The organism is Anaerobacillus sp. QJM3NY_17 (genome assembly GCF_056173665.1).
In genome coordinates, this window is record NZ_CM149685.1 from 2,589,482 (window position 1) to 2,601,779 (window position 12,298).

Annotated in this window: 12 protein-coding genes; 3 read left to right on the top strand and 9 right to left on the bottom strand. The window is 38.0% G+C overall.

Annotated elements, in window-relative coordinates; translation table 11 throughout:
- Nucleotides 1-154: 154 nt before the first annotated feature.
- From AC0VYV_RS13590 to AC0VYV_RS13605, 4 genes are all read right to left on the bottom strand, one after another.
- On the bottom strand, nt 155-1,684 hold the full coding sequence (locus AC0VYV_RS13590; RefSeq protein WP_475365421.1) for a glycine betaine uptake BCCT transporter: 1,530 nt from the start codon (nt 1,682-1,684) through the stop codon (nt 155-157).
- A gap of 268 nt (nt 1,685-1,952) precedes the next feature.
- Nucleotides 1,953-3,289 (bottom strand): IS3 family transposase gene (locus AC0VYV_RS13595; RefSeq protein WP_430241928.1). Its coding sequence is split into 2 segments (ribosomal slippage): nt 1,953-2,905 and nt 2,905-3,289, totalling 1,338 coding nucleotides; the frame shifts between segments, so codons are not numbered across the junction.
- Between the two features lie 123 nt (nt 3,290-3,412).
- Nucleotides 3,413-4,174, bottom strand: coding sequence for an anti-sigma factor (locus AC0VYV_RS13600; protein ID WP_475365422.1), 762 nt, complete (start codon nt 4,172-4,174; stop codon nt 3,413-3,415).
- Entirely contained in the window at nt 4,158-4,730 is a 573-nt protein-coding gene (locus AC0VYV_RS13605; protein WP_194222029.1) for an RNA polymerase sigma factor, read from the bottom strand. The genes AC0VYV_RS13600 and AC0VYV_RS13605 overlap by 17 nt, the downstream gene beginning before the upstream one ends.
- Nucleotides 4,731-5,262: 532 nt before the next feature.
- Here AC0VYV_RS13605 and fabL point away from each other — a divergent pair.
- Nucleotides 5,263-6,021, top strand: coding sequence for an enoyl-[acyl-carrier-protein] reductase FabL (gene fabL / locus AC0VYV_RS13610; protein ID WP_430246058.1), 759 nt, complete (start codon nt 5,263-5,265; stop codon nt 6,019-6,021).
- A gap of 109 nt (nt 6,022-6,130) precedes the next feature.
- Here fabL and AC0VYV_RS13615 read toward each other — a convergent pair whose 3' ends face one another.
- A complete protein-coding gene (locus AC0VYV_RS13615) occupies nt 6,131-7,015 on the bottom strand; it encodes a phosphatidate cytidylyltransferase (protein WP_475367495.1) in 885 nt (294 codons plus the stop codon).
- Between the two features lie 99 nt (nt 7,016-7,114).
- On the opposite strand from AC0VYV_RS13615, the gene AC0VYV_RS13620 reads away from it, so the two are divergent.
- Nucleotides 7,115-7,669, top strand: a complete 555-nt coding sequence (locus AC0VYV_RS13620; RefSeq protein WP_430246056.1) for a hypothetical protein — start codon at nt 7,115-7,117, stop codon at nt 7,667-7,669.
- Nucleotides 7,670-7,764: 95 nt separating this feature from the next.
- On the opposite strand, the gene AC0VYV_RS13625 is transcribed toward AC0VYV_RS13620, so the two are convergent.
- The 3 genes from AC0VYV_RS13625 to AC0VYV_RS13635 form a co-directional block, all read right to left on the bottom strand.
- Nucleotides 7,765-8,694: a manganese-dependent inorganic pyrophosphatase gene (locus AC0VYV_RS13625; protein WP_430246054.1), complete on the bottom strand. Its 930-nt coding sequence runs from the start codon at nt 8,692-8,694 to the stop codon at nt 7,765-7,767.
- 148 nt (nt 8,695-8,842) lie between these two features.
- On the bottom strand, nt 8,843-9,487 hold the full coding sequence (locus tag AC0VYV_RS13630) for an SDR family oxidoreductase (protein ID WP_475365423.1): 645 nt from the start codon (nt 9,485-9,487) through the stop codon (nt 8,843-8,845).
- 61 nt (nt 9,488-9,548) lie between these two features.
- Nucleotides 9,549-10,724 (bottom strand): MFS transporter, encoded by a 1,176-nt coding sequence (locus AC0VYV_RS13635; RefSeq protein ID WP_475373918.1) that lies wholly within the window; start codon nt 10,722-10,724, stop codon nt 9,549-9,551.
- 149 nt (nt 10,725-10,873) lie between these two features.
- Here AC0VYV_RS13635 and AC0VYV_RS13640 point away from each other — a divergent pair, with 149 nt between their 5' ends.
- Nucleotides 10,874-11,632 (top strand): TrmB family transcriptional regulator, encoded by a 759-nt coding sequence (locus AC0VYV_RS13640; protein WP_430246048.1) that lies wholly within the window; start codon nt 10,874-10,876, stop codon nt 11,630-11,632.
- Between the two features lie 219 nt (nt 11,633-11,851).
- On the opposite strand, the gene AC0VYV_RS13645 is transcribed toward AC0VYV_RS13640, so the two are convergent.
- The gene (locus AC0VYV_RS13645) at nt 11,852-12,157 is read right to left on the bottom strand and encodes an AbrB/MazE/SpoVT family DNA-binding domain-containing protein (RefSeq protein ID WP_194222036.1); all 306 of its coding nucleotides are present in this window, start codon (nt 12,155-12,157) and stop codon (nt 11,852-11,854) included.
- Nucleotides 12,158-12,298: the final 141 nt, after the last annotated feature.

Sequence of the window (12,298 nt, forward strand, 5' to 3'; positions counted from 1 at the left end):
GAAATTTGATTCATTCTGCCAACATTGCGTATTCCATCCCTGCTTTTATTTGATCGGAAGTTAATGTTAGACCGCTCATATTGCTTATCTTCTTTTCCTCGGTATCTAGCTCTATTTAAAAAACCTTTGGAGAATGTTCTCCAAAGGTTTTATTTTAAACCGTTTTTAGATCTTTTTTGGACTTGGCTTTCTTATCCATACTACGTTGCTTTCTTGGTACTTCTTCATTAAATGATTTAATCATTCCCCAGCACGTAAATAACAGAATAATTGTAAGCGGGAAAGCACTAACAATTATAGCCGTCTGCATACTTTCAAGTCCACCCGTAATCATTAGAACGATCGCTGATGCTGATAACAAAAATCCCCAGGTAAATTTCACATAGTTCGGGGGATTCAAACTTCCATTTGTTGTTTGCATTCCAAGCACAAATGTAGCTGAATCAGCAGATGTAATAAAGAATGTAGAGATTAACAATAGTGTAACGATAGTTAAAATACCACCGAGTGGAAGTTGTTCATATAAGAAAAATAACCCCGTCTCAAGACTTTGACCTGCTATATCTGTTCCTTGAGTAAAATCAAAGAAAATACCAGATCCTCCAAATACGCCAAACCAAAAGGCACAAACGACTGTTGGCACAACTGTTACGGCTATCATAAACTCTCTAATCGTTCTTCCTTTCGAGACCCTTGCAATAAATGTCCCAACAAAAGGAGACCAGGCAATCCACCATGCCCAATAAAAGATTGTCCAATCTTGAATCCACGTTTCACTTTCTGCATTCATTGGAGCAAGTCTCATGCCCATAGCAAATATATTTTGAACGTATTCTCCGAAAGTAGTGACAAATAAATCTAACACAAATTTTGTTGGTCCGAGAATGACAAACATGATAAGCAATAATACAGCAAGCGCCATATTAGCATTACTTAAATACCTTATCCCCCTCTTTATTCCTGTTCCTGCTGAAACAGTAAAAAGAACAGTGATAATCGCAATAATAATCAATTGAATTGTGAAATTATTAGGTATGTTTGTTAAATAACTTAAACCACCGTTAATTTGTTGAGCCCCAAGACCTAGAGAAGCGGCAACACCAAATATTGTCGCAAATACTGCAATAATATCTACTGTAATCCCGATAGGGCCTTTCACTTTATCTCCTAATAGTGGATAAAGCGTTGCGCTCATTAATCCCGGCGCCCCTTTTCTAAATTTATAATAAGCTAGCGCTAAAGCGATGGTTGCGTAAATAGCCCATGCATGGAATCCCCAATGTAAATATGTATATCGAAGGGAAAGGTGCGCGGCTTCAACCGTTCCTCCTTCACCATATGGCGGGGTAGAAAAGTGGGACATTGGTTCTGATACACCAAAGAACAATAGCCCTATTCCCATCCCGGCGCTAAAGAGCATAGCAAACCAGGTGAGCCTGCTATATTCAGGCTTATCTGTATCCTTTCCTAGCTTGATATGCCCAAACCGACTAAAAATCAAATAAATTGCAAATATTAAAAAGAAAGTTGCGGCAAGCTGATAAAACCAACCAAATTGATCTAAGAAGAAATTTTGGGATACCGTCATAACCTGATTAAGGTTATCTGGCATGAGCACCCCCCAACCAACGAAGACAATCGCAATAGCGATTCCTATCCAAAAAACGTTAGTAACTTTGTTCATTCTCTCCACTCCTACTTTTAATATGTGGATCTCAAAAATATTTTAAAATAATAACCACATCGTTACTAATCATAAGCAAAACTGAACTTATTTTCAAATTTTTATAAGAATTTAGTATAATATACCCCATACTCCTTTACTAAAAACCCTTTCATATATTGTATTTGTTTTACGTTATATTCTATAATTCAGCCATTCTCTATTTATTATATAAAAAAAAGAGACGTATTTTAATATGTACCCTGTGTAAAGGACAGTTTAAAAAAGACTAGGCAACATTAAGAAGATGATTCCTGTATTGAACAGGGGTCATCTTTTTTAAGTTCCACTGACATCTATCCAGGTTGTAATACATCATATAACTCTTAACTTCACGTTTTAATTCGATTAGTGTTTGACAAGGTTTTATTGAGGCTTCGTCTTTAAAGTGACCAAAGAAAGATTCCTGTGGGGCATTATCCCAACAGTTTCCTCTTCTAGACATAGACTGATCTAAACCGTATTTCTTTAGCTGTTTTTGGTAGGTAGGGTGAGTATAGTGAAAGCCTTGATCAGAATGAATAAAGGCATTCGCATCTAGTTTTGCTTTACGGTTGTTTTTAAGTTTTACTAACGTATCTGTCGCTAGATCGAGCGTAATTCGGTCAGACACATGATAAGCTAGGATCTCATTCGTAGAGCCGTCCTTTATGGTAGATAGATACGCTTTCTTCTTATTTCCATAAAACAAATAGGTAATGTCAGTTAGAAGTACTTTCCCTGGGATGCCTTGTTTGAAGTTTCGCTCAAGTTTGTTTGGTACAACGCTGTGCTCTTTCGTTGCTTTCGCCATACGACGATAGGGATTCGCTCTTCTGATCGGACATACGATTCCGTATTTTTTCATGATTCTGCGTATGCGTTTTAAGTTATAGGTTATTTGATACTGGTTAGCTAGCGTCATCTTGATTTGACGTGCCCCTTTTTTTCGCTTTTTAAAGGCATAGGCTTTTAGGATCCAGTCTTTTAAAACTTGGTCTCGCGCCTCGTTTTCTGTTCGACGCTTTCGAGCACCTTCAGTGAAATAACGATAATAACCAGATCGTGAGACACCCACTACGGAACATAAGTATCGGACCATATTTTTAAGTTGATACTCATGGATGATATGGCGGATTAATTCAAACTTGAGAGAAGCAGCTAATTTTATCTCTTTTTTCCCATCCCCTTTTCCATCATTTCGAGCTTTTTTAGGAGATCATTCTCTGCTTTTAATAGGTTATTTTGAGCTTCTAAACGTTTGTATTTTTCCTCTAAAGACAGTTCCTTATCTTTGGATCTTCCGGAGCTTTCTTTACGAGTGTCAGTAAGTCCATTAATCCCTTTGTTTTTATAACCCTGTCTCCACCTTCTCGCGGCAGAATGTACTCTTTCGTGTCCGAGAGTATCGACATCAAATCCATTTTCTTTAAAAATCTGACTCGGTAGTTTTCCTTTTTCATACTCCGTAATGAATATTCGCTTAAATTCATCACTGTATGTGATTCCTTTTTCACTAACTGATTTCACAAATTTATTAGAGGCAAGTGTTTTGACATCTTCCTCTGAGAATACTTTCTTACTCATTAATAATCATTTCCCATCGTAGAATTTGTCCTCATTATACATAAAAGTACCCTATAGGGCAGACTTTTTTTAAGTGTCTACTCTATAGGGTACATATTATTTTACGTCTCTGCTTTTTGTGTTCTATAAACCTGAACTTAATATAATTTTCCCTTTAGGCGTTTCACTTGTATTGTCCGGTTCAAGAGTAATCGCGACAGCATCCCAGTCGTGCTCACCTTCATAATCCACCTGATAAGCTACCTCACCTTTTCCTTCCTGATTCGGAACAAAAGAGCCTGCACGGTATGGTTTTTCACCTTCAAGTAACCAAACTTGATACACTTGATCACCTTCAACTCCTGATACATCGTTCACTTGTACCACTAAATTCATTTTACCATCTTCGTTCATAAGCGCTGCAGATCCTGCTGAAGCTTCTGCTTCAGTTGGCTGTAGTTGTACAGCTTTGATGAGAGATGAAATTTGTTCTGAATTATCTATCTCGCCATCAGATTCGTTTATATACGTATACAAATTTCCACCAAGGGAGAGAAAAAGTGCTGCTGCTAATGCGGGCGCTACCCACTTCCTCTGTCTTGATTTTCTTTCTGTTTGCAGATCTATTACTGTATTACTTTGTTTCTCTTCCGGATTTTCGACTTCATTGTTACCTACTTCTTCAGCATCGCTCTCAAACACACTTGTCAAAACACGATCTTTCATGCCAGCGGGTGGTTCTTCTGGTATAGAGAGATAAGGAAGGTCACCTGTCAATTCTTCCAGCTCCTTTAACTCCTCTCTGCACTCTTCACAAGATAAAAGGTGAGTTTCGAACTGTTCTTTCTCTTCTTCTGATAAGGTTTCATTAAAATAGTCAAGTAGTTGCTCACAATTTGCTTTCATCTGAGACCCCTCCTTTCTCTCTGAGACTGGTATTTAAATGTTTGAGCGCTAGCCGAATTCGGCCTTTCACAGTACCCAGAGGGAGGTCGAACTCTTCAGAGATCTTTTTGTGCGTCATTCCTTTAAAATAGAACATTTCAATTATTTTCTGTTGCTCATCTTTAAGTTTTGATACAGCTGTACGAAGTATCTGTCCTCGCTCTTTCCATTCAACCTGATCCTCCACTGAAGATTCATCGCTATGAAGAGAGTCTCGTTCATCCAGTTCAAAATCTGGCTCTTTTGATTGCTTGCGGAGCAAATCAATTGCCGTATGCCGCGTCATTGTAAGGAGCCAAGAAGAGAATTTCCCTTTGTCAGCACTATACTCGGCCTTCCCTTTCCATAGCTTTATGAACACTTCTTGCATAACTTCTTCTGCAAGTCCTCCATCTTTTACAATTCGATATGAGAAAGAATATAACAACTTTTCATATCGATCGTAAAGAGATGAGAGAGCTTCTTTATCCTTTGCCTGCACCTTAACATACAGCTCGGCATCGTTAAGTTCTCTCATATCATTCTCCTTTTCATCGCAACTGACGCTAGCCTGAAGAGGCAGGAAGCTTATGTATAGCTAACGTTACTCAGTCTACTTTGGATGTGTTTTTCATAAAAAATCATCTTACCAATCCACGAAAGCGCTTTTAGTTTATAATGCCTCCCCTAAAACAAAAGCTGCAATTATACATAATTTCTGTCTCCAACACTTCTCTCAAGTATTGGATCCCTAAACCAAGGAGACTCATTACATCCAGTATTTCCCTAAAAAAGTTTTCTTCAAATCAGCTCCCTAAATAAACAGTTTACTGGCAGTTTTGACCAAAACTGATTTTAATACTTTCACTTTCATCTCCATGCTCTACTCAACTATTTAGCATAATTTGTTTCTAGATGAAAGTATATCATAATTGTATTCTTTCCCAATGAATACACCCTCTACCTTAAAAGCTTTTCCTACCAATTCTCCTCAGTTTGATTTCACGAAACTTTTCACATGCTTCTTGTTCCTGTATGATAGGTTGGAGTAAATATTGAAGAGGTGACTTATGATGAGTAATAAAGTAGCGCTAATCACAGGCGGAACAAGAGGTATCGGTAAAGCAATAGCACGAAAATTTGCTTCCGAAGGCTACAACCTTGTTCTCAACTTTATGAGAAAGAAGAAAGATGCGGAACAAACAAAACAAGAATTAGAAAGCGAATATGGCATTACAGTACATATCGTTAAAGCAAATGTTGGTGAAGTGAAGCAAATCACTTCTTTATTTCATGAAACAGAAGAAATATTTGGTCGACTTGATGTATTTGTTAACAATGCCGCTTCAGGTGTTATGAGACCTCTAATGGAAATAGAAGAAAGTCATTGGGATTGGACACAGAACATCAATGCTAAAGCATATCTATTTGCTGCACAAGAAGCCGCTAAAATCATGGAGAAAAATGGTGGAGGAGCGATTGTAGCCCTATCGAGTCTTGGTTCAATCAGGGCGCTTCCAAATTATGTTGCTGTTGGCGTATCTAAAGCATCCGTAGAAGCGATTACTCGCTATCTCGCTGTTGAATTATCACCAAAAGGAATTGTCGTGAACGCTGTTTCTGGTGGCGCTGTGGATACGGACGCTCTTAAACATTTTCCAAACAGAGAGGAATTATTAGAATCTGCTAAGGAAAGAAATCCAGCAGGACGCCTTGTAGAGCCTACAGATATGGCAGATGCCGCTTATTTCTTAACAACTCCAGCAGCACGTATGATTCGTGGGCAAACGATTATTGTCGATGGTGGCTTATCTTTGCTAGGGGAATAAATGTAAAGCACGACCGCGGTATTTTCTGCTGTCGTGCTTTATTTTGTCGCCTTCTCAATAACGACAAGCTAAAATATTATTCCTCGCTGTATGAAACATGCTCTTTTACTTACATAAAATCAAAAAAGTACCGAATTACATGAAAGTAAACAGGTGATGTGTATGCAAGACTATCCACTCTATTTAAGTAATTTCCCTCCAAAGCTTTCATTCTTCGATCGTCACCAAGTAAGAGGTCCCTTTTCAGCACGGAAATTGTTAGACTACCAAGAAAGCCAGCGACGCTGATTAGCACTCCTGATAAAACTCCAAACAACGTACCAAAAGGCGTTAAATAAGGAAATAACGTATAGGCTAGTGCTGTTGTGACGATAATTGCGCATAAAAATCCTTCTAAGGTAAGATAAGGATTGGAGGATGGAACGACTTTACGCCTGCCTACATAAAGAGAAATAATGTAATGAACTGCATCATTTACCTGAGTTAGCAATACAAGAAATAACACTAATTTGGCTCCATAAATTGGGCTAGCTATTTGGAAATAGGCAAGGTGGCTTAGACCAAAAACCATTAGCATTAACCCCCATTGAGTCGAACTAACTGATCTTAGAAAACCTAGCGTCCCTTTTCCTATAATACGTGGAAGCGGTAGCAATAAGAAAACATAAACTGGTATAAACACAATGAACATTCCATACCAATCGATTAGGACCCAATAGAATTGGAGTGGGATAGCGACATAGGACCATAGAAAAATCCTTCTATCAGCTTTCCGAGTTTTCATCATTGAGAAATATTCTTTTAATGCGAAAAAGCTTAATATCATTAAAGAAAACAAGGAAACAATTGGGTTAAATAGTGTGGCAAGACAAAAAACAACAAACATGCCCCACCACGTTTTTACTTTTAACGATAGTCCCGTAAAGTCCTTGTTTGGCTGCTTATTCTTCGCAACAAGAAAAACAGCCTGTGCAAATAAAAGACCTATTAAAATAGTTGCCAATATCCATATTGTGCTTTCCAGAAGAGGTACCTCCTTATCAATCTATTTATGTATAATGAGAGTAAACGTCAAATGTATAAGGATGCCATGATGAGTCAAAAAATATATATTTTACTTTCTGATACCGGTACGCTCTTTACAAAATCGATTAAAAAATATACTAAAGCTCCTTACAATCATGCATCACTTGCCTTCGATGAAGAATTAAATGATATGTATAGCTTTGGAAGAAAAAAACCTGGCAATCCTCTAAATGGTGGATTTGTGAAAGAGGATGTTCTAACGGGAACATACCGTCGATACCCCAAGACGACATGTGTGATCTATGAACTCAACGTAACAGAACGTGATGTGCACAAAATGAAGCGCTTGCTAAAGATATTCATTCGAAACAAACAGCGATTTTTGTACAATATTCTCGGCGTTCTGGGGGTTTCAATAAATGAACCTATTGAGTTTAGTAATTCTTATTTTTGTTCTCAATTTGTTGCTGAAGTTCTTCATCGTTCCGGCATTCAACTTTGGGACAAGCTTCCAGCACTTGTCACTCCAGATGATTTTCGCAAATGCGAAAGGCTGTTACTAATTTACGAAGGAAAACTTTTTGATTATGAACCTATTAGAAAGCAGCTTCATAAATTCTGATGTGTATATTTAGTATGACTTTTATGATGTTTTTCACAATAAATGAATAAAACGTGGACAGATCCCTTAGGATCTGTCCACGTTTGGAACGATCATTAAGCTGTAAACGCTTCTGTTAGAACAGGAACGATTTGTTTCTTACGAGAAACAACGCCTTCAAGTATAGCAAGGTTTTCAATTAATGTGACATCAAAAGCCTTCTCGACTTTATTTGCTTGTTTACCTAGTGCTAAAGCCGTTGAGTTATTTGTAAGAATGTCCGTTACAACAAGTAAGAAAAGATCAAGACCCTTAGCTTCGATCGTTTTCCTCATTTCCTCTTCAACCACATCCTGACGAGCAAGAACATCGAGAGTATCAACAACGTTAACTTGAGCTACTTCCACTTTAGAATCTCCCATACCAAATTCTTTCGCATCAAGAGAGATCAGTTCAGCAGGCGTTTTACTGCTCATATCCGCCCCAGCCTTAAGCATTTCAAGACCATATGTTTCGGCATTTACCCCTGCTATTTCAGCAAGTTCGCTAGCCGCAGCTATATCTTCCTCCGTACATGTTGGTGATTTGAAAAGAAGAGAGTCAGAAATGATCGCAGAAAGCATAAGACCAGCTATGTTTTTATCAACCTGAACATTCTTCTCTTTGTATAACTTATTTAGAATCGTTGCTGTACAACCAACCGGCTCTGCTCTGTAATAAACAGGATCAGCTGTTTCGAAGTTCGCAATGCGATGATGATCAATCACTTCTAGAATCCGAACATTTTCAATATCCTCAGCACTCTGTTGACGTTCGTTGTGGTCCACAAGAATAACCTCATTTGTTTCATTCGAAACGGTTTGAACCATTCGTGGAGCTTCCACATTAAATTGATCTAATGCGTATTGTGTTTCTCCATTGACTGCACCAAGGCGGACTGCCTCTACATTCATGCCAAGCTTCCTTTTTAAATCGGCATAAACGAGAGCAGAAGTGATCGTATCCGTATCAGGATTTTTATGTCCGAAAATCAATACTTTTTCCATAGTTAGACTCCTTTTAGATGAAAAGATTTATGTACTCAATACATATTGTAAAGATCTCTTACCGTAAACTCAACAGCATTTTGTATTCTTTAAATAAGAAAAAGTAAGGAAACCGATTCTTTCGCATAAAGAATCGGTTTCCTTATTATTATAGAGATCCTATTGACTGAGTAATCAAGCTATCCCCAGAAATCAAATCGAAAGATCGGCGAATCGTATTTTGCTTCATTAGTGTAGACACGATAACCTCAGCTACATCATCACGTGGAATCGATCCACGTCCTAGATTCTCAGCGATTGACACCTTGCCAGTTCCTTCTTCGTTTAAAAGACCACCTGGGCGCACAATAGTATAGTCCAATGAACTTGCTTCTAACGCTTTATCAGCGTAATGTTTTGCAGCGTAGTATGGCAATAATGCCTCACTCCAATTTTCTCTGTTGTGTGCTTGAAGTGCACTCAACATCACATAACGCTTAATGCCAAGTTTTTCAGCTGCTTCGATCGTTTTTACTGCTCCATCTAGATCTACTAATAATGTTTTATCTGATCCAGTACTTCCACCAGAACCAGCAGCAAAAATAACGGCGTCGCTCCCTTTCATAGCCTCAGAAATGGTATCGACTGAGTCTTCAAGACTCGCTACTACTGATTCAATTCCGCGGTTTGCTAATTCATCCGCCTGTTCTTTCTTTCGGACCATCGCCTTTAAGGAATGGTCTTTGTTATTATCAAGTAGATTAACAACTTTCTGACCTACCTGGCCGTTTGCTCCAATAACCAATACATTCATGAGTAAACTCTCCTTTTGGATTGTCTATCCATATTATTTCAAAATCAATTCTTAATCTCAACTAACCTGCTTGATTGTTCAATTGCGTTGACGCTTTCCTGCTATCTCTCTTCATAGAAAATACCGCGGCAGCAAGTGAAAGTAAAATAAAGGCACTTCCAACAGTGGCATTCATTTCAACTGAACTGTTTTCAATGACAAAAGCTCCAACCGAGGAGCCCAGTGCAATTCCGAGGTGAAGAGCAGAATTATTCAGGCTTTGTTGAATATCAGATGATTCTGGCGCAAGTTCAATTAAATAGCTTTGTTGTGCAGGTGTGATCCCCCAGCTCAGCATACTCCAAATTACCATTATGATAAGAAAGACCGGAAAGGAGAAAGTTGAAAAGGGAATAATAAACATTGCAACAGCAAAAACCATAATCGATATAAGTATTGTTGGTCTTGTTCCAAATCGATCTGAAGCCATTCCACCTAGTCCGCCCCCGGCAACTGCAGCCACTCCAAAGATCAGATAAACAATACTTACCCAACTTCCTGATAATCCAAGCGTTGTTTTGAGAAACGGCGTTAGATATCCATAAAGAGTTAGGTGACCTGTTAAAAACATTAAGGATGTTAACTGTGCTGAAAATACACGGCTATCTTTCAGGGTTTGTAGCTGTTTTCGAAGTGGAATCGCGGGTTTAGGCTGATTCTTCTCCATAAACAAGGTAACTCCCACCATTGATAACAGTGTGAGAACTAGGATTAAAACAAAAGGCGCTTTCCATCCAAAAGCATTTCCAAGCATTAATCCAATTGGCACTCCCAAAACTAGAGAAGCGCTAATCCCCATAAATACAACCCCTATAGCTCTTGCGCGATATTCCTGTTTTACTATATTTGAAGCAATAGTGACACATAGCACAACAAGAAGAGAACCACTTGCCGCCGAGATGATTCTCGCAGTCATTAACAGACTAAACGTTGTACTAATGACTGCGATTAGATTCCCTATTAAAAAAATAACGAGTGAGAATAGCATCAATTTTTTCCGTTCTATCTTTGCAGTTACAGAAAGTAGAACTGGACCCATTAATGCAAATACGATAGAGAAAACACTAATTAATAAACCTGTCTTCCCTAAACTTATTTGAAGATCTTCTGCTACAAGATCAAGAATTCCTCCTATAATTAATTCCACCATTCCTACTACAAATGAAACAATCGTAAGTAAGTAAACACGTTTATTCATTACCTCTTGCACCTCTCTTATTAAGTTACCACTAAAAGAGTAACTCTTTTTAGGATGGAAGGCAATAGGTAAATGAAGGACGCTTTTGACTGGTCAGTTGATGTGCTATCATTATAGAAAAGATTAGATGAAGCAAGGAGAATCGATAAATGCTGCAAGAGTTTGGATTTACTCAATATGAAAGTCAAGTCTATGAAGCACTGATTACAATAGATGAAGCACTGGATGCCACGGCTATTGTAAAACGTTCTGGTGTCCCTCGTTCCAAGGTTTATGACGTTATCCGTCGTATGATTGAGAAAGGGATGGTGTTAGAATCAACCACTGAGAAAAAAAGACTTTATACCGCTCTTCCAATTGATTCAGCGATTACCAAGCTTAAAAGTGATTTCAACGAAAATATTACACAATTAAAATCAATTCAAACTCGTAAGAAGCAAGCAGATGATCGCGTTTGGACACTTAAAGAAGATCAGTCGATTCATTCCCTTGTCTCAGAGTTACTTCAACAATCATCGAGCTCTATTATCTTTTCGGGCTGGGCCGATGATATCGAGCAACACCTCTCCTTGCTTGCGGAAAAAGAAGCTGAAGGCGTTATCGTTGAATTACATTCAATTGGAGAGATAGATTCTAATCTTAAAAATGTAACAACTTTAATTCCCGACAGCGCTCACCAAAAGTTAGAGCGGAGTCGTATTGTTATTGTAGATAATGAGGACGTTCTATTTGCCGGAATTGAAGATACAAGCTGGCAGGCGATTCACACCAAATCACGACCACTAGTTACCTTTTTCACAGAGTTCTTCTATCATGATATTGCATTAACTGAAATTACAAGAAAATTTGGGTCTTCAATGATGGAAGATCCTCATTTAAGAGAGCTATTATTGAAATTACGTTATTAGCCACGCTTATCTTTTTATCATTTTAACCTACATTAGTAGAAAAGTTCCCGCGCTATCCTATATGATCTTTATAAAGAATCTCAATTGTTAGAAGGTATATTAGCTTATATGATAACCCCCCAAAATTTTCAGCTATTCTATTGGATATCCAACAACTTTCATTAACTTACTGTTAACAAAAAACACCCTTCTCCTTTGGAAGGGTGTTACAGATAACACTTATTTCGCTTTAAGTATTTCCTCATTTTTCTTTCCTAACTTCATTTCCAATTCTTCTCTCAGAAGCGCCATTCCTTCTGGACTAAGAACAATGTTTCCATTTCCAAATGTTTGATTTTCGTCTAATATCTCTCCAGTAACCATACATGCCATATCTGCCTGATACTTTTGTAAGACCACCCTGTTTTCACTTGTGAAGATTTCAATTGGATCTTTCACGTTAATATCTAAAGTTCGTCGGAGTTCTTTTGGAATGACAATTCGGCCTAGTTCATCAATTTTTCTAACAACACCAGTACTCTTCATTCTCATTCCTCCCTTTCGTTTTAGCGAACAAGCGATGGTTTCTTTAATCATAATACCGCCGATCGTATTATGCAATACATATTGTGCCAAAATTCTGCAAATTTACATTTTATTTTATCATTTGGTAGATTTCTCGTGTAT

Coding starts and splice junctions, on each gene's coding strand:
- AC0VYV_RS13630 (WP_475365423.1), bottom strand. CDS start 9,487: ATGAATGTATTGGTTATTGGAGCAAACGGCCAGGTAGGTCAGAAAGTT.
- AC0VYV_RS13635 (WP_475373918.1), bottom strand. CDS start 10,724: ATGAATAAACGTGTTTACTTACTTACGATTGTTTCATTTGTAGTAGGA.
- fabL (WP_430246058.1), top strand. CDS start 5,263: ATGATGAGTAATAAAGTAGCGCTAATCACAGGCGGAACAAGAGGTATC.
- AC0VYV_RS13590 (WP_475365421.1), bottom strand. CDS start 1,684: ATGAACAAAGTTACTAACGTTTTTTGGATAGGAATCGCTATTGCGATT.
- AC0VYV_RS13640 (WP_430246048.1), top strand. CDS start 10,874: ATGCTGCAAGAGTTTGGATTTACTCAATATGAAAGTCAAGTCTATGAA.
- AC0VYV_RS13600 (WP_475365422.1), bottom strand. CDS start 4,174: ATGAAAGCAAATTGTGAGCAACTACTTGACTATTTTAATGAAACCTTA.
- AC0VYV_RS13620 (WP_430246056.1), top strand. CDS start 7,115: ATGAGTCAAAAAATATATATTTTACTTTCTGATACCGGTACGCTCTTT.
- AC0VYV_RS13605 (WP_194222029.1), bottom strand. CDS start 4,730: ATGAGAGAACTTAACGATGCCGAGCTGTATGTTAAGGTGCAGGCAAAG.
- AC0VYV_RS13625 (WP_430246054.1), bottom strand. CDS start 8,694: ATGGAAAAAGTATTGATTTTCGGACATAAAAATCCTGATACGGATACG.
- AC0VYV_RS13645 (WP_194222036.1), bottom strand. CDS start 12,157: ATGAAGAGTACTGGTGTTGTTAGAAAAATTGATGAACTAGGCCGAATT.